Source organism: Luteimonas dalianensis, from assembly GCF_049339425.1.
GTDB lineage: Bacteria > Pseudomonadota > Gammaproteobacteria > Xanthomonadales > Xanthomonadaceae > Luteimonas > Luteimonas dalianensis.
The window spans coordinates 107,424-125,902 of the sequence record NZ_JBMPPO010000007.1; the positions used below are offsets into that span (position 1 = coordinate 107,424).

Genomic DNA, 18,479 nt, shown 5'->3' on the forward strand with positions numbered 1-18,479 from the left:
AGGGTGGGAGTCGGGTCAGGCACGGTACGCTTCGCGCACCGGATGTGCCAGCCGGGCGCCGCGCTGCGGGGTGATGCGCAGGCGATGGTGGAGGGGGCGCCTGATCCGGCTCAAGCGACCGGCCCGCCGGTTTCCGGTGTCGCGGACGCGGCCTGGGGGAAGTGCTCGCGCCGGAACGTCCGCGCCCGCCCGAGGCCGCGCAGCTGGGTCAGCAGCACCGCCGCCCAGGCGAGCAGCAGCAACAGCCCGGCCGGGCGTGCGAGCAGCGCCGGGTTGAGCGCCGCACCGGCCAGTGCGGTACCGGCCAGCAGGTGCATGGCCAGCACGGCCCACTTGTCGCGTTCGGCCACCAGCGTGCCCACGCCCGGCACGCGGATGCCGCGCGGGCAGTCGCGGCGCAGGCCGATCCAGGCCAGGAAGCCCATGATCTCCAGCAGCATGCCGTTGAGCATCAGCGGCAGGCCGATGGCGATGGCGAGGGTGCCGGCGAGGATCACCGCGCTTGATGCGAGCGGCGTGGTGGTGCCGGCCAGGACGATGGCGCAGGCGGCGCCGACGGCCAGCGTGCCCATGCGCCAGGCCCACACCAGCGGCCGGTTACGGCGGAACTGCGGGCGCAGCGGCAGCCACAGCGAGACGCCGGTGAACAGCAGTGCCGGCAGCAGCGCGGACACCACCAGCGGCGGCTGCTGGCCGCTCCAGATCCGCAGGGCCACTCCGACGGCGAGCGAAATGATGGTCAGGGCGATCCACCCGCCCAGCCAGCGCTCGGGCAGCCGCGCGGTGCCCTGGAACATCGGCAGGGTGACGCTGCCCACCGCGGCCATCAGGCCGAGCACGCCGCCGAGCAGGCCGATGGTGGCGTGGGAGTCGGCGATCGACTCCAGCGGCAGCAGGGCATCGCCGCGCAGGATGGCCACCAGCAGCGCGCCGGCCACCGCCGTGACCGCCAGCGAGGTGACCGCCATGGCGATGCCCGAGCGCAGCACCTGCTGCGCGCCGCGCGCCAGCAGGCCGGGCAGGGCGGCCGCGGCGAAGACCAGGATCGGCACCGCCAGCAGCGCGCTGGCCACGACCAGGCCGGTGCGGTGCATGGACACCATGGAGACGACGAACACCGCCAGCCCCAGGTTGAACGCCGCGTGCAGCCACGCCGCCGAGCGCTGCAGCGGCATCGGGGTGCCGGCGGCGACGGGCAGGAACTGCAGCAGGCTGCCGAGCATCGCGTTGCCCAGCACGCCCAGGGTGAACAGGTGCACCAGGGCCACGGTGTGCGGCGACCAGCGGCTGACCAGCGCGGTTTCGCCGTAGGCCAGCAGGAACACGCCGGCGACGATGCCCCAGGCCGGCACCGTGAGCAGCCAGCGCAGCGGTCGCGCCGGAAGCGGGGCCTTGGCGAAATCCAGGCCGCTCATGTGCCGCCCGCGGGTGGCGCGGCGTCCTCGCGCAGGAAGATCGTGATGCGGGCGTACTCGCCGGAAGTGACGGGTTCGCGGCGCCAGCTGCAGCCGTGCTGTTCCAGGACGGGCAGCAGCGGCGCCGGCCAGAAGGGCGTCAGCGCCTCGATGTGTTCACCCGGACGCAGCGCCTGCACCGCGTCGAGGATGCGATCCATCGGCTCGGGCGGGGGCAGGTCGCGAAGATCCAGGCGGACGGGCATCGGCGGTTCCGGAGCGGGGGAAGTGCCCAGCATGGCGGCCTCGGGAACGGTTTGCATTGACCTGCGTCAGGCGCCGGCCCGCGCCGCGCCTAGTCCAGGCGGCGCGCGGCGTGGCGCGGCAGGGCGAGTTCCTGCCAGCCCTGCGCCTGCACGTGCCCGAGCACCTCGACCACGTCTGCGCAGGTGCGGTCGACGGCGTCGAGCAGGCCTGCGCCGCCCTCCAGCCTGCCGGCGATCATCGCCGCGAACATGTCGCCCACGCCCTTCACCGGATGCGGCACAAGCGGGTGCTCGCGCACCTCGCGCACGCCGTCGCCGACGATGGCCAGCTGGATCCTGTCCGGTGGGCACAGCTCCGGCGCGGCGCTGGTGACCACCACCCAGCGGGTGGTGTCGTTGAGCAGCGCGGCGGCCGCGTCCAGGCAGTCGTCGAGGGTGCGCGGGCTGCGGCCGGCGAGCTTGCCGAGTTCGAAATGGTTCGGGCACAGGCCCTCGGCCAGCGGCAGCAGGTGGTCGCGCCACACCGGCAGCAGCGCCGGGTCGGTGTAGGTGCCGTAGTCGTGGTCGCCGATCACCGGGTCGATCTGCACCCGCAGCGCGGGGTTGAGCTTCTGCATGCGGCGCAGCCATTGCGCCAGCGCCAGGCCCTGCTCCGGCGAGCCGAGGTAGCCGACCAGCACCCGCCTCGCGCGGGTGGCGGCTTCACGCGCCTCCAGGTCGTCCAGCAGCCCCTGGAACCACTCCAGCGGCAGCGGCCCGCCGTGCATGCTCGGATAGTGCGGGGTGTTGCCCAGCACCACCGTGGGCACCGGCGCCACGTGCAGGCCCAGCGCCTGCAGCACCGGCACCGCGATGTTGTTGCCGACGTTGCCGTAGGCCACCTGCGACTGCACCGACACCACGTCGACGATGCGCTCGCCCACGGGCGGCGGCGGGGTCTGTGGGCGGCTCACGCGCCGGACTTCTTTCCGGCGAAGCCGGGCCAGTACTCGCTGTCGGCCGTCGGCCGGGCGCCGAAGATCGCGGTGCCTACGCGCACCGTGGTGGCGCCTTCCTCGATCGCCATCTCGAAGTCGCCCGACATGCCCATCGACAGCTCGTCCATCACTATGCCGTCCGGGGCCTCCTGGCGCAGCCGGTCGCGCAGCTCGCGCAGGCGCACGAAGCACGGGCGCACCAGCGCCTCATCCGGCGAGAACAGCGCCAGCGTCATCAGCCCGCGCACCCGCAGCGACGAGTACGCCGGCAGGGTGCGCACGAAATCGACCACCTCGTCGGGCGGCAGCCCGAACTTGCTGTCCTCGCCCGAGGTGTTGACCTGCACCAGCACGTCGATCGCGCGGCCTTCCATCTGCAGCCGCCGATCCAGGGTCTCGGCCAGGCGGGTGCTGTCCAGGGCCTGGAACTCGCTGATGAAGCGTGCGGCGTGCTTGGCCTTGTTGCTCTGCAGGTGGCCGATGAGCACCCAGCGCAGGTCGGCGAGGTCTTCCATCGCCTCCCACTTGCCCTGGGCCTCCTGCACCTTGTTCTCGCCCAGCTCGCGGATGCCCAGGTCGTAGGCGGCGCGCAGCCGGGCCGCGTCCACGGTCTTGCTCACGGGCAGCAGGCGTACTTCCGAAGGATCGCGCCCGGCGCGGGCGCAGGCGGCGGTGATGCGCGCGCGGATTGCGTCGAGGTTGGTTTGCAGGGAATTGTCCGGCATGCAGGCCAGTTTACGCCGCCCGCCGCGCATGGCGCGCTCCTACCGGGTGGAGGCCACGCATTGGTCTTGACGCGGGATCGTGCACACTCTGCCGATCTTGCCTTTGGAACCCTGCCTATGGCCGGTGCCAGCCTGCTCACCCTGCTCGACGATATCGCCTCGATCCTGGACGACGTTGCTGTCCTGACCAAGGCCGCCACCAAGAAGACCGCCGGCGTGCTTGGCGACGACCTGGCGCTCAACGCCCAGCAGGTCACCGGCGTGCGCGCCGCCCGCGAGCTGCCGGTGGTGTGGGCGGTGGCCAAGGGATCCTTCCTCAACAAGGCCATTCTGGTGCCGGCGGCGCTGGCGATCAGCGTCTGGCTGCCGTGGGCGATCACCCCCCTGATGATGATCGGCGGCGCGTTCCTGTGTTTCGAGGGCGCCGAGAAGCTGGTGCACCGGTTCCTGCACCCGCAGCAGGCGGCAGAGCGCAAGGCCGCACACGCCGCCCACAACGCCGACCCGGGGCTGGATCTGGTGGCGGCGGAGAAGGACAAGATCCGCGGCGCTATCCGCACCGACTTCATCCTCTCGGCGGAGATCATCGTGCTCTCGCTGGGGGTGATTTCCAGCGCCCCGTTCCAGCAGCAGGCGATCACCCTGGTGGTGATCGCGCTGGGCATCACCGTGTTCGTCTACGGGCTGGTGGCCGGGATCGTGAAGCTCGACGACGCCGGCCTGTGGCTGGTGGGGCGCGGCGGCGCCGCGGCGGTGCTGGGACGCGGCATCGTGGCCGCGGCGCCGTGGCTGATGAAGACCCTGAGCGTGGTCGGCACGGCGGCGATGTTCCTGGTCGGCGGCGGTATCTTCGTGCACGGCATCGGCGCGCTGCAGGGGTTGGTCCAGAACATGTCGCCCGGCGGCGGCTGGGGCGTCCTGGTGGAGATGCTTGCCAACGCGGTGGTCGGCATCCTGGTCGGCGCGGTGGTGCTGGCGGTGGTCGAGCTGGTCAACCGTTTCCGCGACAAGCCGGAATCGTAGGAGCGCGCATGGCGCGCTCCTACAGGGGGAGGGCGTCGTACACTCGGGGACAGGTCTGATGAGGTGTTTTTGATGACGGATGCGGGCTGGTCCAGGCGCGAGCTGCTGGCGGCGATGGCGGCCGGCGCGGCGACGTCGATGCTGCCGCGGGGCGCGCGTGCCGTAGGCGGCGGGCTGCTGCTGCGGGACGTTTCGGTAGTCGATGGAACCGGTGCGCCCGCGCGCGCGGCCGACGTGCTGGTGGCGGACGGGCGGATCGTGCAGATCGGGCGGGTCGGCCGGCGCGTCGCGCGCGGCGCCCGCATCATCGAGGGCGGCGGCCGGGTGCTCGCGCCCGGCTTCATCGACCTGCACGTCCACGGTGATCCGCTGCAGCACTCCTACCAGCCGTTCCTGGCGATGGGCGTGACCACCGTGGTGCTGGGCCAGGACGGCAGCAGCCCGGGCGCCGGCAAGGAAGGCAGGCGGCGGCTGCCGGACTGGATGGACGCGGTGGAGCGTTCGGGCCCGGACATCAACGTCGCCACCTGCTCCGGCCACGGCACCCTGCGCCGCCAGGCCGGCATCGACGACGCGACCCGCGAGCCTTCGCAGGCGGAGATCGCGCGCCTGGTGGCGCTGCTGGAGGAGGATCTGGCGGCAGGTTCTTTCGGAACCTCCACCGGGCTGGAGTACGTGCCGGGGATGTATGCGCAGCAGGCGGAAATCGCCGCGTTGGGGCAGGCGGTTGCGCGCTTCGGCGGCGTGGCGATGAGCCACATGCGCTCGGAGGACGATGACAGGGTGGAGGCGTCGATCCGCGAGCACATCGAAGCCAGCCGGCCCGCGCGCACCCACATCTCGCACCTGAAGGTGGTCTACGGCGAAGGCGTCGAGCGCGCCGAGCGGCTGCTGCAGGCGCTGGAGGAGTACCGCCGCGCCGGCATCGAGCTGACCGCCGACGCCTATCCCTACGCCGCCAGCTACACCGGCGTGGGCATCCTGTTTCCCGAATGGGCGATGCCGCCGACCGATTACGCCGAAGTGCTGGCCACGCGCCGCGACGAGCTGCGCGCCGCGCTGCAGGCGCGCATGATCCGACGCGGCGGGCCGGGCGCGCTGCTGTTCGGCAGCGGGCCGCACGTGGGCAAGTCGCTGGCGCAGGTGTCCGAGGAAGCCGGGCAGGCGTTCCCGGACGTGCTGTTGGAGATCGGCCCGCGCGGCGGCCAGGCCGCACACTTCGTGATGGACGAGGCGCTGCAGGCGCGGTTGATGGTGGATCCGCACGTGGCGATCGCCAGCGACGGCTCGCCCGGCGGCAGCCATCCGCGCGGCGCCGGCACCTTCGCCAGGTGGATCGAGGAGTTCGCGGTGGGCGAGGGGCGGGTGTCGCTGGAGGAGGCGGTGCGCAAGGTCACGAGCCTGCCGGCGTCGATCCTGCGCCTGGCCGACCGCGGCGCGGTGCGCGAGGGCGCGGTGGCCGACCTGGTGCTGTTCGACCCGGCCTCGGTGCGCGCGAACGCCGACTACGTGGATCCGACCGCGCAGGCCGAGGGCTTCGACCTGGTGCTGCTGAACGGGACGCCGGCGTTCGAGGGCGGCGAGCGGGTGGCGAAGGCAGGCACGCTGCTGCGCCACGGCCGATAGCGCGCCGATGCGGAACGGGCATGTCGACGTAGCCGTCATCGGCGGCGGCGCCGCGGGGCTGATGTGCGCGCAGGTGGCCGCGGCGCGCGGGCTGAAGGTGCTGGTGCTTGAACGTGCCAACAGGGTCGGCAAGAAGATCCTGATGTCCGGCGGCGGGCGCTGCAACTTCACCAATACCGGCACCGGGCCGGACAACTACCTGTCGGCCAACCCGCACTTCTGCAAGTCGGCGCTGGCGCGCTACACGCCCTGGCACTTCCTGGAGCTGGTGGAGCGCCACCGCATCGCCTGGCACGAGAAGGAGCTGGGCCAGCTGTTCTGCGACGAGTCCTCGAAGCTGATCGTGCGGATGCTGCTGGACGAGTGCCAGCAAGTGGGCGTGCGCATTGAAACCGGATGCGACATCACCGCGGTGGACGTGGGCGACGGCGGGCGCTTCCACATCGACAGCCGCCTGGGCCGCACCACCGCCGGCCGGCTGGTGGTGGCCAGCGGCGGGCTGTCGATCCCGAGCATGGGCGCGAGCGGTTTCGGCTACGAGCTGGCGCGCCGGTTCGGGCACGAAGTGCTGCCCACCCGCGCCGGCCTGGTGCCGCTGACCCTGAGCGGCAGGCACCAGCAGCGGCTGGAAGGGCTGAGCGGCGTGTCGCTGCCGGTACAGGCCAGCTGCAACGGCGCCAGCTTCCGCAACGCGATGCTGGTGACCCACCGCGGCATCAGCGGGCCGGCGATCCTGCAGATCTCCTCGTACTGGCAGCCGGGCGATGCGCTGGGAATCGACCTGCTTCCGGGCGAGGATGCGCTGGAGCTGCTGCAGCGCTGGCAGCGCGAGCGCGCCGATGCCGAGCTCAAAACCCTGCTGTCGGAGGCGATGCCGCGCCGCTTCGCCCAGCGCCTGTGCGAGCACTGGCTGCCCAGCCGGCCGATGAAGCAGTACACGCCGCCGCAGCTGCGGCAGATGGCCGGCACGCTGTCCGCCTGGCCGCTGGTGGCCAGCGGCACAGAAGGCTACCGTACCGCCGAGGTCACCCTGGGCGGCGTGGATACGGACGGGGTCTCGTCATCCACTTTCGAATCCAGGCACGTCCCCGGCCTGCATTTCATCGGCGAGGTGCTGGAGGTCACCGGCTGGCTGGGCGGCTACAACTTCCAGTGGGCGTGGGCGTCGGGCCACGCCGCCGGGCAGGCGGTGTAACCTGCGCGTCATCTTTTGCCGGAGCCTGCCATGTCGATTGCCGCCGTCCGCAACTGTTGCCTCGCCCTGCTTGTCGCGCTGCTGGTTGCCGGCTGCGCGGATCCGGGGCCGCCGCCGGGGGGCAGCGTGGCCGGGCTTGAGCGGATCGATACCGTCCAGGGCGACGGCGAGATCGCGCAGGCCGGCGACGAGGTGGTCGTCCACTACAGCGGCTGGGTCTATGACGAACGCGAGCCGGATCTGCGCGGGGAGGCGTTCGACAGCTCGCGCGAGCGCGACGAGCCGTTCAGCTTCCCGCTGGGCGCGGGGCGGGTGATCGCCGGCTGGGACGAGGGCGTGACCGGCATGCGGGTGGGCGGCCGGCGCGAGCTGCGGATCCCGTCGGAAATGGCCTATGGCCGCCGCGGCGCCGGCGGGGTGATCCCGCCGAATGCGTCGCTGGTGTTCGACGTGGAGCTGCTGGAAGTGCGCAAGCCCTGACCGCGCTCGGGTCGCGGCCATCGCCGCGGCTTCACCTTCGGCTTGGCAGGCTCGGCCCATGGGCTATACCAGCCAATACGAAGCGAGCGAACCCGCGCGCCCGGCCGTGGATGCCATGCCGGGGACGGTGGTGCTGGAGTTCGGCGCGCCGTGGTGCGGGCACTGCCAGGCCGCCCAGCCGGCGCTGGAACAGGCGCTGTCCGGGCGCGAGGATGTCAGGCACATCAAGATCGAGGACGGGCGCGGGCGGCCGCTGGGGCGCTCGTTCGGGGTGAAGCTCTGGCCGACGATCGTGGTGCTGCGCGACGGCGTGGAGACGGCCCGGATGGTGCGGCCGGCCGATGGGGAGATCGGCCGCACGCTGGCGTCCGGCTGAACCAGCCTGCTTCCCATGACCAACGCGAAAGGAGAAGGCACGAGATGAGAGTTCCCAAGGACACGCTGGTGGTCGTCGCCGACGGCGGCGGCGCGCGGGTGCTGCGCAACGTCGGCGCCGCGTTCGATCCCGAGCTGATCGCCGAGCAGACGCTGGTGCCGCAGGATCTTGATGACGACGGCCCGGCCGGCCCGGTTCCCGCCGAGACCCGCGGCGAGGAGATCGACGAGGCGACCTTCGCCAAGCAGCTGGCCAACTGGCTCAACGCGCGGGCGCTCAGGCAGGAGTTCGACAACCTGGTGCTGATGGCCGATCCGCAGACCCTGGGCCAGATCCGCCGCAGCCTGCACAAGGAGGTCGGCAACCGCCTGCTGGCCACGATCGACAAGAACCTGACCAACGCCCCGCTGGGCGATATCGCCAGGGCGCTTTCCCCGTAGGGGCCGCTCCGGCAGGCTCAGGCGGGAGGGGCCGGCTCGGATTCGCGCGCCGGCTCCGGACGCGGGCCGGGCCATGCGGCTGCGCGCCCCTTGCCCGCGCGCTTGGCGGCGTAGAGGGCTTCGTCCGCGCGCTTGAGCGCCTGCGACGGCGTGACCTGCGCCGGATCCACAATGCAGTAGCCCACGCTGCATGAGGCATGCACCGGCGCGTCGCCGGGGCCGTGCTGCAGCGAGGCGGCGCCCACCGCCGCGATCAGTTTGTCGGCCATGCGCCGCGCGGCGTCGGGGCGGGAAACGTGCCTGGCGATGACCGCGAACTCGTCACCGCCCAGGCGCGCCACCAGATCATCGGCGCGCACGCATTCGCCCACCCGTGCGGCCACTTCCTGCAGCAGGCCGTCGCCCGCCGCGTGGCCCAGGCTGTCGTTGATTTCCTTGAAGTCGTCCAGGTCGAAGTAGAACACGCCCAGCCGGCGCCCCTGGCGCGCGGTCTCGGCCCAGGCCTGGGCGCCGTAGCGCTGGAAGCCCGCGCGGTTGAGCACCCCGGTCAGCGGATCCTGTTCGGCGCGGCGGGCAAGGTCCTGCCGGTAGGCCTTGTCCAGGGTCACGTCGCGCAGCATCACGTGGATGCCGTCGACGCCGCCGGCGTGGTCATGCTGCGGGATGAAGGTGGCCGCCCAGGTACGGATGGCGGTCTCGTCGGGGTCGTCGAACTCCACGGTATGCTCCACGCCGGCGCGCGCGATCTCCAGCCCTTCCGCGAAATGGCAGGCGGCCGGCTCGCGGATGAGCTCGAGCACCGGCTGGCCGAGGATCTCCCCGGCCGGGCGCCGCAGCTCGCGGGTCCAGCCCGAGTTGATGAACTCCACCCGCAGTTTTCGATCCAGGAACATCAGCAGCAGTGGCAACGCATCGGCCAGGGTGGCCAGGCGCCGGTCGCCGCGCCGGCGCGCGGACTCCGCCGCGCGTTCGCGGCTGAGGTCGCGCACGATCACCATCCGGCAGTCATGGCCCTGGAAGCGGATCGGTTCGTTGTTGACCTTGACCGTCAACAGCCGGCCATCGCGGTTCATGTGGGTCCATTCCACGCCGAGGAAGCGTTCCGGCTTGTCGCGCAGCGTCGACAGGAACAGGTGGTGCTCCCGCTCGGGGCGGATGTCGAGCGCGGTCAGGCGCAGGAACTCCTCGTGGGTCCAGCCGTAGAACTCCAGCGCCGCGGCGTTGGCCGCGCGCATGCGCAGGCTCTCCACCTCGAACACGAACACCGGCATCGGGTTGCGGTCGAACAGCACGTGCAGCTCGGCGGCCGCCTCGCGGGCGTTGTTCTCCAGCGCCTGCCGGGCCTCGGCGTGGCGAATCACGCGCTCCAGGATGTCCGGGCGGGCCTCCGACTTGAGCAGGTATTCCTGCGCGCCGGCCGCGATGGCGCGCTCGCCCAGGCCGTCGTCTTCGCGGCCGGTCAGCACCACCACCGCCAGGTCCGGATGGCGGGCGGTGATCCGCTCCAGGCCTTCCAGGCCCTCGCTGTCGGGCAGGCCCAGGTCGAGCAGGACCGCGCTGTAGCCGCCGGTCTCAAGCATGGCCAGGGCGGCTTCCAGCGTGGGGGCGTGTTCGACCGTGCGTGGCGGCTTGGCAGCGCGCAGCAGCGCCGAATACAGCAGGGCGTCGCTGCGCGTGTCATCCACCAGCAGGATGGTGTCCGGACGCGTCATTGCGGCAAGCCTAACCCAGGCCAGGCCAGCAAAGGCTGACCTGGATCACGCGCGCGACGTGCGCTGCCGTGGCGGGTCAGTCGCTGCCGGCGGGCGTCAGCTTCAGCAGGTTTCCGTCGGCGCCGCGGCCGCCGTCCTCGAGCAGCCAGAGGCTGCCGTCGGGCCCCTGCTCCACGTCGCGGATGCGGGTGCCCATGTCGAAGCGCTCGGCCTCGCGCGCGCTGTCGCCGTCGAACTCGACCCGCACCAGCGACTCGGAGGACAGGCCGCCGATCAGGCCGCTGCCGTTCCACTGCGCGAACGCATCGCCGTCGTAGATGATGAAGCTGGACGGCGAGATCACCGGCGTCCAGGTGATCACCGGGGCCTGAAACTCGGGTCGGGTGTCGTGGTTGGGGATCGGGCGGCCGTCGTAGTGGTCGCCGTTGGAGACGATCGGATAGCCGTAGTTCTCCCCGCGCACCACCAGGTTCAGCTCGTCGCCGCCCTTGGGGCCCATCTCGTGGTTCCACAGCCGGCCGTCGGCGCCGAACACGAAGCCCAGCGGATTGCGGTGGCCCAGCGACCAGACCTGTGCGGCCACGCCGCCCTGGTCGGCGAAGGGGTTGTCGGCCGGCACGCTGCCGTCGTCGTTCAGGCGCAGGATCTTGCCCATGTTCGACTCCATGTCCTGGGCCGGGTCGAACTTCTGCCGGTCACCGGAACTGATCCACAGCATGTCGTCGTGGAAGACGATGCGGTGGGCGTAGTGCCCGCGCCCGCTGACCTTGGGCACCTGCCGCCAGATCACCTCCAGATCCTGCAGCGAGCCGCCGCCGCTGCCGTCCAGCGCCAGCCGCGCGCGGGCCACCGCGGCGCCGGCGGTGTCGCCATCCCCGGCCTCGGCGTAGCTGATGTAGACAAGGTGGTTGTCGTCGAACTGCGGATGCAGCGCCACGTCGCCCAGGCCGCCCTGGCCGCCGTGGACGACCGCCGGAATCCCGCCGATCTCACCGGTGGTGTCGCGCGCCACGTCGTACAGGCGCAGCGTGCCGGGCTTCTCGGTCACCAGCAGGCGCCCGTCGGGCAGGAACGCCATCGCCCAGGGCTCGTTGAAGCGGGTGACCTGTTCAACCTGGAAGGGCGTTGCATCCACCGCGGCGGGGGCCGCATCCGCCGGCGGAGCGTCGGAGCCGGTGGACTGGCCGTTGCCGCTGCATGCGGCCAGGGCGATGGAGCAGGCGGCGGCGAGCAGGAATCGGGACATGCGGGATCACTCCATCTGGCGCAAGCGGGGTGAATACGATAGCCGGATTGGCCTGCCGGCCCCACTGCGGGGATAAAAATTCCGTTGCCATTCAGGCGTGCGGCCCGCGGCGCCAGGCCGCCGAACCCGCGGTCTGGCGGGATTTTCGGGCGCGTTGGCATGAAGTGTCGAGCAGGTCACGCACAGCACTAGCGAATGCGGCCGCGCGGTTGGTTAACAGGGCGTTGGCGCGGATTCCGCGGCCCCGTTGCGGTTCATTCGCGCCGCGGCAGTGTGCTTGCCGTGCGCAACGCTTCGATGCGTACCGGAACGCAAGCGACCGGCGACTGGTCGCACCGGACCGGGCCCCCGCACTTTCGATTTCCACACTTGGAGAACTGCATGAACAACGTACGCAAGCCCCTGACCGGTCTGATCGCGCTGGGCATGGCCCTGGCCATGCCGATGGCGTTCGCCCAGGAAGCCGACGAGTTCGCCCAGGAGCCGGCCCCGACCCAGCAGGCCGCCCCCCAGGGGCAGGTGAGCTGGGCCGACCTGGACACCGACGGTGACGGCAACCTCAGCCGCCAGGAGGCTGCCGCGCTGCCCGAACTCGCCTCGATCTTCGACCAGGCCGATGCCGACGGCGACGGGAACCTGACCCCGCAGGAGTACCAGCAGTACGCCGCCTCGCAGGGTGCGGGCAGCCCGCCGCAGGAGTAACGGGCACGGGTTCATCCACCGCGGTGGATCGTTTGCAGCGGGGCGGCCTTCGGGCCGCCCCGTCTGTTCGGGCAGCCGCAATCTCCCGACCGTACACTTGCGCGCATGCACACCGACAGCAACGCGCAGATCACCCTGGTTGGCTTCGACGCCGATGACACCCTGTGGCGCAGCCAGGACTTCTATGACCAGGCGCAGCTGGATTTCGAGCAGATCCTGTCCGGCTACGTGGATCTGGACTCGGAGCGGATGCGCTCGATCCTGCTGGCCACCGAGCGTTCGAACCTGGTCCGCTACGGCTACGGGGTGAAGGGCATGGTGCTGTCGATGGTCGAGGCCGGCATCGAGCTCACCGGCGGCGCCATCGCCGCCAGCGACATCCAGAAGGTCATGGAGCTGGGCAAGGATCTGCTTGCGCACCCGGTGGAGCTGCTTCCCGGCATTCCCGAGGCGGTCGAGGCCGTGGCCGCCCGCTACCGCGTCGTGCTGATCACCAAGGGCGACCTGTTCCACCAGGAGCGCAAGGTAGCCCAGTGCGGGCTGACCGCCTTCCAGCGCATCGAGGTGGTGTCGGAGAAGGACGTGGCCACCTACCGCCGCCTGCTCCGGGAGTTCGAGGTGGAGCCGGGGCAGTTCGCCATGGTGGGCAACTCGCTGCGTTCGGACATCGACCCCGTGGTCCAGCTGGGCGGCTGGGGCGTGTACATGCCCTACCACAGCAGCTGGGCGCACGAGCTGCTGCCCGGTTTCAACGGCAACGGCAGGGTGGTGGAAGTGGCCAACGCAGACGGTATCGTCGCGGCCCTCGGACAGCTGGGCCGGCGGGACTGAACCCCCGGCAACGGCCTCCGGCACCGATCCCGCCCTGCAGAAGTCCGGGCAACCGCTCCGGGTGCGGGTTAAAAGCCCGTTCAAGGTTGCCGGGGCATGGTGTCCCTACCACCGCATATCGCGGGAACTGCCACGAGGAGGCCCCCATGTCAGCACCATCCCGCTGGTTGACTTCCCTGATCCTGGCGGCCGGGCTGGGCGCTGCGGCGCTGGTTCCGGCCCCGGCGCGCGCCGGCGACGACCTGGTTCGCATCCTGGTCGACGTGGCCGACGTGGTGCTGCGTGGCAGCACTCCGTACTACCGCCACGGCAGCTATGGCCGCCATGACCGTTTGATTGCGGTGCGCGACCGCTATGGCCGCGTGACCTACTACCGTGAGGTGCCGCGCCATCACCGCCGCGTGGTGTACCACCCGCCGCGCCATCGTCCGGGCCCGCCGCCGCACGCGCGTGCCTGGGGCCATCCCAGCCGCAACAGCTACCACGTGCGCTACGACCGCGACCACCGCGGCAAGCGCCATGACCGCGATCGCCGCGACCGCGACCGTCGCCACCGTGACCGCAGGGGCCGGGGCTGGTGAGTGCCGCGCGCATGCTGATGGGCGCCGCCGCGGCCCTGCTGCTGGCGGCGCTCCCGGCGGGCCAGGTCCGGGCGCAGTCGGAGCTGACCTGCAGGCTTGATTTCAGCATGTCCGGCTGGTCGATCTTCTACAAGACGGCCAGCGGCACCGGCACCGTGCGCTGCAGCAACGGCCAGAGCATGGGCGTGCAGATCGAGACCCGCGGCGGTGGCCTGAGCGTGGGCAAGTCGCGCATCGACAACGGCACCGGCACCTTTGCCGGGGTGAAGAGCATCAACGACGTGCTGGGCGGCTATGCCGCGGCCGAAGCCCACGCGGGGGCGGTGCGCTCTGCCAAGGCCCAGGTGGTCACCAAGGGGCCGGTCACGCTCGCGCTGGCCGGCACCGGCGACGGCTGGGACCTGGGCGTGGCGTTCGGCAGTTTCATCATCAGCCGGCGCTGAGCCGGGCCTCAATCGGCCCGGTGGTGGATGTCCTCTGCCACCGGTACCTCGGGCATCCTGGCCTCGATGTCATCACCGATGCGGGTGCTGAACCAGAAGACGGCGCTGCCGTAGGCCACCAGCAGCACCATTGCTGCCAGGGCCACATACGGCCAGCGCCGCGGCCGCTGCCGCGCGGGGGCTTGTCCGGGATGGGATTGCTGGGCCATGGGGGCTCCCTGTCTGTGCTGCCGCGGTGATTACGGCACAATCCGTGCATGCGAAACGTGAGGCCGCCCCGCGCCGGTGGCGCCGGTGCGGACGGAGGGAGCAGGCAATGAGCAGGTTCGAACGCACCCCGGCCGGGTGGCTGGCCCTGGCCGCCGCGCTGCTGCTGCCGCTGGCGGCCAGCGGGCAGGAGCCGCCGGCCGTGGAGGCCGACTCGCAGGAGCAGGTGCTCCAGGAGGACGCCGACGAGGAGGCCGCCGAGCCGGAGCCGGAAGACCCGTCGGCCACCGGGGACGGATGGATCGACGCGCAGCTGGCCGGCATCGGCCGCTATGCGCAGCGGTATCCGGATGCGTTCGCCGACGAGCTGGTGCGCTACCACGACGTGCCCCGCACGGCGGTGGCCTCGCTGCTGGAGCAGGGCTGGGAGCCGGGTGACGTCTATTTCGCCTGCGCGCTGGGCGGGGTCACGGGACGTTCCTGCCGCTTCGTCGTCGGCCAGCGCGGACAGCCCCCGCAGGCCAGCTGGCGCGCGCTCGCCCAGGAGCTGGGGGCCGGCGTCGGCACCCCCGCCTTCGCCCGCCTCAAGCGCGGCATCGTCGAGAGCCACATCCGCTGGGCGCGGCCGCTGGAACTGGACGATGAGCTCAGGCGGGCGTTCCCCGATTACGGCAAGCCCGCCGCCGCTGCGGACGGCGGGGACTGACGCTCCCGTTCAGTCGGGCCGCCTGGCCGGGACGAACGGGGAGGTCGGGTCGCTGGCGGGGAAGGTTTCCTCCAGCGCCTCGTCCTGGTTGCTCTCCTCGTGGCGCTTGCGCTGCTCGCGCTCCTGCGGGCTTTCCGCATCCTGCCGGTCATCGTGGCGTTCAGGTGGATCCTTGCGGTCGCGGGTCATGGCTACACCTCGTTGCAGGGGGTGCTCCCTCTTTAAACCCGTTGCCGTTGCCGTCGCGTGAGATGGCGTCCCCGGTAGAATCGGGGCCCCTCGCCACGGCCGCTCCGGCCACGTTGAATGACCGATCCGCAGGAAGACCAGGCCTTCCGCCTGTCCGTCGCCCCGATGATGGACTGGACGGACTCCCATTGCCGCGTGTTCCATCGCCTGCTGGCCCCGCATGCCCGGCTGTACAGCGAGATGGTGCACGCCAACGCGGTGATCCACGGCGACCGCTCCAAGCTGCTGGCGATGGATCCGGTGGAGCACCCGGTGGCGCTGCAGCTGGGCGGCAGCGAGCCGGCGCTGCTGGCGCAGGCGGCGCGGATCGGGGCGGAGCATGGCTTCGACGAGATCAACCTCAACTGCGGCTGTCCGTCCGACCGGGTGCAGGCCGGGCGCTTTGGCGCCTGCCTGATGCGCGAGCCGGCGCTGGTGGCCGACAGCGTGGCGGCGATGATCGCCGCCTGCCCGGTGCCGGTCACGGTGAAGTGCCGCCTGGGCGTGGATGACGACCACGACTGGGAGCGCTTCGCCGCCTTCATCGATACCGTCGCCGCGGCCGGCTGCGGCACCTTCGTGGTGCACGCGCGCAACGCCTGGCTCAAGGGCCTGAGCCCGAAGGAGAACCGCGACGTGCCGCCGCTGCGCTACGACTGGGCGTACCGGCTCAAGCGCGAGCGGCCCGGGCTGCGGGTGATGGTCAACGGCGGCATCGCCGATGCGGCCGAGGCCACCGCGCACCTGGAGCACGTGGACGGCGCGATGCTGGGGCGGGCGGCCTACCACGATCCCTACCTGCTGCATATGCTGGACACCGCGTGGTTCGGCGGCGAACGGCGTGATCGCGGCGATCTGCTGCGCGCGCTGCGGCCATACGTGGAGGCGCAGCTGGCCCGGGGCGCCGCGCTCAAGCACATCACCCGCCACCTGCTCGGGCTGTTCCAGGGCCAGCCGGGCGGGCGCGCGTTCCGCCGCGTGCTCAGCGAGGGCGCGCACCGGCCGGGTGCGGACTGGTCGCTGGTGGAGCGGGCGCTGTCAGAAACCGTGCGCCCGCGGCGCGAGGCCGCATGATTACCCGCGACGCCGGAGAGTTCCTTTCGGTCGCGCAAGGCTGCGCGCCGGACTTCGGCCCCGCGACCGCGCGGGCGGCGTTCCTGGTCGCGCCCGACGGCTTCACCCACGCCGCGGAGTCGGCCGGTGACAACCACTACATGGCCGCCGCGGGCGACTTCCATGGCGAACGCGCGCTGGCCCAGCACCGCGGGCTGCAGCGGGCGATGTCGGCGGTGCTGCCCACGCTGTGCTTCCCTGGTGATCCGGAGACCCCGGACGGGCTGTTTCCCAACAACGCGTTCGCCTCGGTGCCCGGGCGACTGGTGGTCGGGCGCATGCGCCATCCGGTGCGCCGGCGCGAGGCGGGCAGGGCGGATATCCGCGGCTTCTTCACCGGGGTGCTGGGCTGCGAGGTCCACGACCTGTCGGCCCAGCCGCACCCGTGCGAACTTACCGGCTCGCTGGTGATCGACCGCGCGCGCGGGCTGGGCTTCGCCGGCCTGTCCGGCCGCTGCGACGAGCAGGGGGCGCGGCTGATGCACGAGGCGTTCGGCCTGCGCGCCACCCTGATGTGCGAGCTGGCCGACGGCGAGTACCACACCAACGTGGTGCTCGCGGTGCTGGCCGGCCGCGCGGCGATGGTGTGCGCCGACGGTTTTGCCGATCCGGCGCCGCTGCTGTCGGCCCTGGAGGCGCTTTACCGGCCGCACGTGGTCCGGCTGTCGCCGGCGGAGCGCCAGGCCTTTGCCGGCAATGCCATTGCGCTCGGACATGACACGGTCTGGATGAGCGCCGCCGCCGCCGCGGCGCTGTCGGCCGCCAGCCGGCAGGTGCTGGATGCGGCCGGGTTCGAAGTCCGGGCGGTCGAGCTGGACGCGATCGAAGTGGCCGGGGGTTCGCTGCGGTGCTGTGTTGCGGAAATCTACTGAACAGGCAGAATCGGGGGCTCCGGGCCTGAACGGCGAACCGCCCGGCCGGGTGGGTTAAGGACGGATTCACCCCGAAATATCAACAATTTACGTGCCGCCAGGGAGTTCGATGCGGCAACCCGCTCCAGTCCCCGCCCATTTGAGCCCGGTCGCACTGTCCATGCCTGCTCCTTCACGCGTATCGCTTGTGCTGCTGCCCCTGCTTGCCGCCGTCCTGCTGGCGGGGTCGCCTGCGAATGCGCAGCGCCAGCCCGAGCGTGGTGAGCGCGCTGAGCGTTCGGCCGACAGGCGCGGCCCGCCGGCACAGCAGGCGCGACAGCAGCGCCAGGAGCCCGCGCGCGGGCGCCAGGAGCGCCGCCAGGACTCGATGGCCGATTCGATCCGCCACGTGCGCCGCGCCAACCGCGGCCAGATCATCGCCGCCGACCGGATGCACTACAACGGCCGCCAGATCAACCGCATCAAGCTGGTCGACGAGCGTGGCCGGGTGCGGGTGATCGAGGATGATCCGCAGCGGCGCCGAAGAGAGCGCTCACGCGGTGACGACGACTGAATTCAGATACTTGAACGCAACGGCCCGCGGGCCATCGTGACTGGAGACACCGATGCGCATTCTTCTCGTCGAGGACGAAGCCCCCCTGCGCGAAACCCTCGCCGCGCGCCTGAAGCGCGAAGGCTATGCGGTCGACGCCGCCCAGGATGGCGAAGAGGGCCTGTACATGGGCCGCGAGGTGCCGTTCGACGTGGGCATCATCGACCTGGGGCTGCCGAAGATGTCGGGCATGGAGCTGATCAAGGCCCTGCGCGACGAGGGCAAGCAGTTCCCGGTGCTGATCCTGACCGCGCGTTCGAGCTGGCAGGACAAGGTGGACGGCCTCAAGGAAGGCGCCGACGACTACCTGGTCAAGCCGTTCCACGTCGAGGAGCTGCTGGCGCGGATCAACGCGCTGGTACGCCGCGCCGCGGGTTGGAGCAAGCCGCAGCTCGAATGCGGGCCGGTTGTCCTGGACCTGGCCGCGCAGACGGTGGCGGTGGACGGCAGGAACGTCGACCTGACCAGCTACGAATACAAGGTGCTCGAATACCTGATGATGCACGCTGGCGAGCTGGTGTCGAAGGCCGACCTGACCGAGCACATCTACCAGCAGGACTTCGACCGCGATTCCAACGTGCTGGAGGTGTTCATCGGCCGGCTGCGCAAGAAGCTCGACCCGGACGGCACCCTCAAGCCGATCGAGACCGTGCGCGGGCGCGGCTACCGCTTCGCCATTCCGCGCAACTCGGACAGCTGACCGCCCGGGCGCGGCGCCGCTGCGCCCGCGGCCCGACCGGTATA

23 protein-coding genes are annotated in these 18,479 nt (G+C 71.4%); 15 read left to right on the plus strand and 8 right to left on the minus strand.

All coding sequences use genetic code 11. The features are described from left to right. Nucleotides 1-110: 110 nt before the first annotated feature. The 4 genes from ACOZ90_RS11380 to ACOZ90_RS11395 all read right to left on the minus strand — a co-directional run bounded on the left by ACOZ90_RS11380 (nucleotide 111) and on the right by ACOZ90_RS11395 (nucleotide 3,362). Nucleotides 111-1,415, minus strand: a complete 1,305-nt coding sequence (locus tag ACOZ90_RS11380; protein ID WP_422893775.1) for a hypothetical protein — start codon at nucleotides 1,413-1,415, stop codon at nucleotides 111-113. Beyond that, nucleotides 1,412-1,660, minus strand: a complete 249-nt coding sequence (locus ACOZ90_RS11385) for a DUF2249 domain-containing protein (protein WP_422893776.1) — start codon at nucleotides 1,658-1,660, stop codon at nucleotides 1,412-1,414. The genes ACOZ90_RS11380 and ACOZ90_RS11385 overlap by 4 nt, the downstream gene beginning before the upstream one ends. Nucleotides 1,661-1,749: 89 nt before the next feature. Next, nucleotides 1,750-2,613 (minus strand): bifunctional hydroxymethylpyrimidine kinase/phosphomethylpyrimidine kinase, encoded by an 864-nt coding sequence (locus ACOZ90_RS11390; RefSeq protein WP_422893777.1) that lies wholly within the window; start codon nucleotides 2,611-2,613, stop codon nucleotides 1,750-1,752. Beyond that, nucleotides 2,610-3,362, minus strand: a complete 753-nt coding sequence (locus ACOZ90_RS11395; RefSeq protein WP_422893778.1) for a YggS family pyridoxal phosphate-dependent enzyme — start codon at nucleotides 3,360-3,362, stop codon at nucleotides 2,610-2,612. Before ACOZ90_RS11395 ends, ACOZ90_RS11390 begins: the two co-directional genes overlap by 4 nt. 117 nt (nucleotides 3,363-3,479) lie before the next feature. On the opposite strand from ACOZ90_RS11395, the gene ACOZ90_RS11400 reads away from it, so the two are divergent. From ACOZ90_RS11400 to ACOZ90_RS11425, 6 genes are all read left to right on the plus strand, one after another. Further along, a complete protein-coding gene (locus ACOZ90_RS11400) occupies nucleotides 3,480-4,385 on the plus strand; it encodes a DUF808 domain-containing protein (RefSeq protein WP_422893779.1) in 906 nt (301 codons plus the stop codon). Between the two features lie 72 nt (nucleotides 4,386-4,457). Then, nucleotides 4,458-6,011 (plus strand): N-acyl-D-amino-acid deacylase family protein, encoded by a 1,554-nt coding sequence (locus tag ACOZ90_RS11405; protein ID WP_422893780.1) that lies wholly within the window; start codon nucleotides 4,458-4,460, stop codon nucleotides 6,009-6,011. Between the two features lie 7 nt (nucleotides 6,012-6,018). Then, entirely contained in the window at nucleotides 6,019-7,206 is a 1,188-nt protein-coding gene (locus ACOZ90_RS11410; RefSeq protein WP_422893781.1) for a BaiN/RdsA family NAD(P)/FAD-dependent oxidoreductase, read from the plus strand. Nucleotides 7,207-7,236: 30 nt separating this feature from the next. Continuing rightward, nucleotides 7,237-7,686, plus strand: coding sequence for an FKBP-type peptidyl-prolyl cis-trans isomerase (locus tag ACOZ90_RS11415; RefSeq protein ID WP_422893782.1), 450 nt, complete (start codon nucleotides 7,237-7,239; stop codon nucleotides 7,684-7,686). A gap of 58 nt (nucleotides 7,687-7,744) precedes the next feature. After that, the gene (locus ACOZ90_RS11420; RefSeq protein ID WP_422893783.1) at nucleotides 7,745-8,062 is read left to right on the plus strand and encodes a thioredoxin family protein; all 318 of its coding nucleotides are present in this window, start codon (nucleotides 7,745-7,747) and stop codon (nucleotides 8,060-8,062) included. 44 nt (nucleotides 8,063-8,106) lie between these two features. After that, the gene (locus ACOZ90_RS11425; RefSeq protein WP_422893784.1) at nucleotides 8,107-8,502 is read left to right on the plus strand and encodes a host attachment family protein; all 396 of its coding nucleotides are present in this window, start codon (nucleotides 8,107-8,109) and stop codon (nucleotides 8,500-8,502) included. Between the two features lie 17 nt (nucleotides 8,503-8,519). On the opposite strand, the gene ACOZ90_RS11430 is transcribed toward ACOZ90_RS11425, so the two are convergent. Both ACOZ90_RS11430 and ACOZ90_RS11435 read right to left on the minus strand, forming a co-directional pair. Further along, the gene (locus ACOZ90_RS11430) at nucleotides 8,520-10,214 is read right to left on the minus strand and encodes a diguanylate cyclase domain-containing protein (RefSeq protein ID WP_422893785.1); all 1,695 of its coding nucleotides are present in this window, start codon (nucleotides 10,212-10,214) and stop codon (nucleotides 8,520-8,522) included. Nucleotides 10,215-10,290: 76 nt separating this feature from the next. Then, a complete protein-coding gene (locus tag ACOZ90_RS11435) occupies nucleotides 10,291-11,460 on the minus strand; it encodes a PQQ-dependent sugar dehydrogenase (RefSeq protein WP_422893786.1) in 1,170 nt (389 codons plus the stop codon). A 381-nt stretch (nucleotides 11,461-11,841) separates the two neighbouring features. Between ACOZ90_RS11435 and ACOZ90_RS11440 the strand changes: the two genes are divergently transcribed. From ACOZ90_RS11440 to ACOZ90_RS11455, 4 genes are all read left to right on the plus strand, one after another. Then, nucleotides 11,842-12,162 (plus strand): EF-hand domain-containing protein, encoded by a 321-nt coding sequence (locus ACOZ90_RS11440; RefSeq protein WP_422893787.1) that lies wholly within the window; start codon nucleotides 11,842-11,844, stop codon nucleotides 12,160-12,162. A gap of 105 nt (nucleotides 12,163-12,267) precedes the next feature. Continuing rightward, entirely contained in the window at nucleotides 12,268-12,993 is a 726-nt protein-coding gene (locus ACOZ90_RS11445) for an HAD family hydrolase (RefSeq protein ID WP_422893788.1), read from the plus strand. 146 nt (nucleotides 12,994-13,139) lie between these two features. Further along, nucleotides 13,140-13,574 (plus strand): hypothetical protein, encoded by a 435-nt coding sequence (locus ACOZ90_RS11450; RefSeq protein WP_422893789.1) that lies wholly within the window; start codon nucleotides 13,140-13,142, stop codon nucleotides 13,572-13,574. An 11-nt stretch (nucleotides 13,575-13,585) separates the two neighbouring features. Next, nucleotides 13,586-14,017 carry a hypothetical protein gene (locus ACOZ90_RS11455; protein ID WP_422893895.1) on the plus strand — a complete coding sequence of 144 codons (432 nt, stop codon included), beginning with the start codon at nucleotides 13,586-13,588 and terminating at the stop codon, nucleotides 14,015-14,017. A gap of 8 nt (nucleotides 14,018-14,025) precedes the next feature. Here the strand turns inward: ACOZ90_RS11455 and ACOZ90_RS11460 are convergent, their stop codons facing one another. Beyond that, complete coding sequence (locus ACOZ90_RS11460; RefSeq protein WP_422893790.1) at nucleotides 14,026-14,226, minus strand: hypothetical protein; 201 nt, start codon at nucleotides 14,224-14,226, stop codon at nucleotides 14,026-14,028. Between the two features lie 107 nt (nucleotides 14,227-14,333). Here ACOZ90_RS11460 and ACOZ90_RS11465 point away from each other — a divergent pair, with 107 nt between their 5' ends. Beyond that, the gene (locus ACOZ90_RS11465; protein ID WP_422893791.1) at nucleotides 14,334-14,930 is read left to right on the plus strand and encodes a hypothetical protein; all 597 of its coding nucleotides are present in this window, start codon (nucleotides 14,334-14,336) and stop codon (nucleotides 14,928-14,930) included. 9 nt (nucleotides 14,931-14,939) lie between these two features. On the opposite strand, the gene ACOZ90_RS11470 is transcribed toward ACOZ90_RS11465, so the two are convergent. Then, complete coding sequence (locus ACOZ90_RS11470; protein ID WP_422893792.1) at nucleotides 14,940-15,119, minus strand: hypothetical protein; 180 nt, start codon at nucleotides 15,117-15,119, stop codon at nucleotides 14,940-14,942. Nucleotides 15,120-15,236: 117 nt separating this feature from the next. Here ACOZ90_RS11470 and dusA point away from each other — a divergent pair, with 117 nt between their 5' ends. From dusA to ACOZ90_RS11490, 4 genes are all read left to right on the plus strand, one after another. After that, nucleotides 15,237-16,232, plus strand: coding sequence for a tRNA dihydrouridine(20/20a) synthase DusA (gene dusA, locus ACOZ90_RS11475; protein WP_422893793.1), 996 nt, complete (start codon nucleotides 15,237-15,239; stop codon nucleotides 16,230-16,232). Beyond that, complete coding sequence (locus ACOZ90_RS11480; protein ID WP_422893794.1) at nucleotides 16,229-17,143, plus strand: arginine deiminase-related protein; 915 nt, start codon at nucleotides 16,229-16,231, stop codon at nucleotides 17,141-17,143. Before dusA ends, ACOZ90_RS11480 begins: the two co-directional genes overlap by 4 nt. A 160-nt stretch (nucleotides 17,144-17,303) precedes the next feature. Beyond that, nucleotides 17,304-17,696: a hypothetical protein gene (locus ACOZ90_RS11485; protein WP_422893795.1), complete on the plus strand. Its 393-nt coding sequence runs from the start codon at nucleotides 17,304-17,306 to the stop codon at nucleotides 17,694-17,696. A gap of 52 nt (nucleotides 17,697-17,748) precedes the next feature. Then, complete coding sequence (locus ACOZ90_RS11490) at nucleotides 17,749-18,435, plus strand: response regulator transcription factor (RefSeq protein ID WP_422893796.1); 687 nt, start codon at nucleotides 17,749-17,751, stop codon at nucleotides 18,433-18,435. Nucleotides 18,436-18,479 lie beyond the last annotated feature (44 nt).

What these genes read in the sequence shown, in the direction of transcription:
- ACOZ90_RS11380 (WP_422893775.1), bottom strand. Translation starts at nt 1,415, where the DNA reads ATGAGCGGCCTGGATTTCGCCAAGGCCCCGCTTCCGGCGCGACCGCTG.
- ACOZ90_RS11385 (WP_422893776.1), bottom strand. Translation starts at nt 1,660, where the DNA reads ATGCCCGTCCGCCTGGATCTTCGCGACCTGCCCCCGCCCGAGCCGATG.
- ACOZ90_RS11395 (WP_422893778.1), bottom strand. Translation starts at nt 3,362, where the DNA reads ATGCCGGACAATTCCCTGCAAACCAACCTCGACGCAATCCGCGCGCGC.
- ACOZ90_RS11400 (WP_422893779.1), top strand. Translation starts at nt 3,480, where the DNA reads ATGGCCGGTGCCAGCCTGCTCACCCTGCTCGACGATATCGCCTCGATC.
- ACOZ90_RS11405 (WP_422893780.1), top strand. Translation starts at nt 4,458, where the DNA reads ATGACGGATGCGGGCTGGTCCAGGCGCGAGCTGCTGGCGGCGATGGCG.
- ACOZ90_RS11410 (WP_422893781.1), top strand. Translation starts at nt 6,019, where the DNA reads ATGCGGAACGGGCATGTCGACGTAGCCGTCATCGGCGGCGGCGCCGCG.
- ACOZ90_RS11415 (WP_422893782.1), top strand. Translation starts at nt 7,237, where the DNA reads ATGTCGATTGCCGCCGTCCGCAACTGTTGCCTCGCCCTGCTTGTCGCG.
- ACOZ90_RS11420 (WP_422893783.1), top strand. Translation starts at nt 7,745, where the DNA reads ATGGGCTATACCAGCCAATACGAAGCGAGCGAACCCGCGCGCCCGGCC.
- ACOZ90_RS11425 (WP_422893784.1), top strand. Translation starts at nt 8,107, where the DNA reads ATGAGAGTTCCCAAGGACACGCTGGTGGTCGTCGCCGACGGCGGCGGC.
- ACOZ90_RS11430 (WP_422893785.1), bottom strand. Translation starts at nt 10,214, where the DNA reads ATGACGCGTCCGGACACCATCCTGCTGGTGGATGACACGCGCAGCGAC.
- ACOZ90_RS11435 (WP_422893786.1), bottom strand. Translation starts at nt 11,460, where the DNA reads ATGTCCCGATTCCTGCTCGCCGCCGCCTGCTCCATCGCCCTGGCCGCA.
- ACOZ90_RS11440 (WP_422893787.1), top strand. Translation starts at nt 11,842, where the DNA reads ATGAACAACGTACGCAAGCCCCTGACCGGTCTGATCGCGCTGGGCATG.
- ACOZ90_RS11445 (WP_422893788.1), top strand. Translation starts at nt 12,268, where the DNA reads ATGCACACCGACAGCAACGCGCAGATCACCCTGGTTGGCTTCGACGCC.
- ACOZ90_RS11450 (WP_422893789.1), top strand. Translation starts at nt 13,140, where the DNA reads ATGTCAGCACCATCCCGCTGGTTGACTTCCCTGATCCTGGCGGCCGGG.
- ACOZ90_RS11455 (WP_422893895.1), top strand. Translation starts at nt 13,586, where the DNA reads ATGCTGATGGGCGCCGCCGCGGCCCTGCTGCTGGCGGCGCTCCCGGCG.
- ACOZ90_RS11460 (WP_422893790.1), bottom strand. Translation starts at nt 14,226, where the DNA reads ATGGCCCAGCAATCCCATCCCGGACAAGCCCCCGCGCGGCAGCGGCCG.
- ACOZ90_RS11465 (WP_422893791.1), top strand. Translation starts at nt 14,334, where the DNA reads ATGAGCAGGTTCGAACGCACCCCGGCCGGGTGGCTGGCCCTGGCCGCC.
- ACOZ90_RS11470 (WP_422893792.1), bottom strand. Translation starts at nt 15,119, where the DNA reads ATGACCCGCGACCGCAAGGATCCACCTGAACGCCACGATGACCGGCAG.
- dusA (WP_422893793.1), top strand. Translation starts at nt 15,237, where the DNA reads ATGACCGATCCGCAGGAAGACCAGGCCTTCCGCCTGTCCGTCGCCCCG.
- ACOZ90_RS11480 (WP_422893794.1), top strand. Translation starts at nt 16,229, where the DNA reads ATGATTACCCGCGACGCCGGAGAGTTCCTTTCGGTCGCGCAAGGCTGC.
- ACOZ90_RS11485 (WP_422893795.1), top strand. Translation starts at nt 17,304, where the DNA reads ATGCCTGCTCCTTCACGCGTATCGCTTGTGCTGCTGCCCCTGCTTGCC.
- ACOZ90_RS11490 (WP_422893796.1), top strand. Translation starts at nt 17,749, where the DNA reads ATGCGCATTCTTCTCGTCGAGGACGAAGCCCCCCTGCGCGAAACCCTC.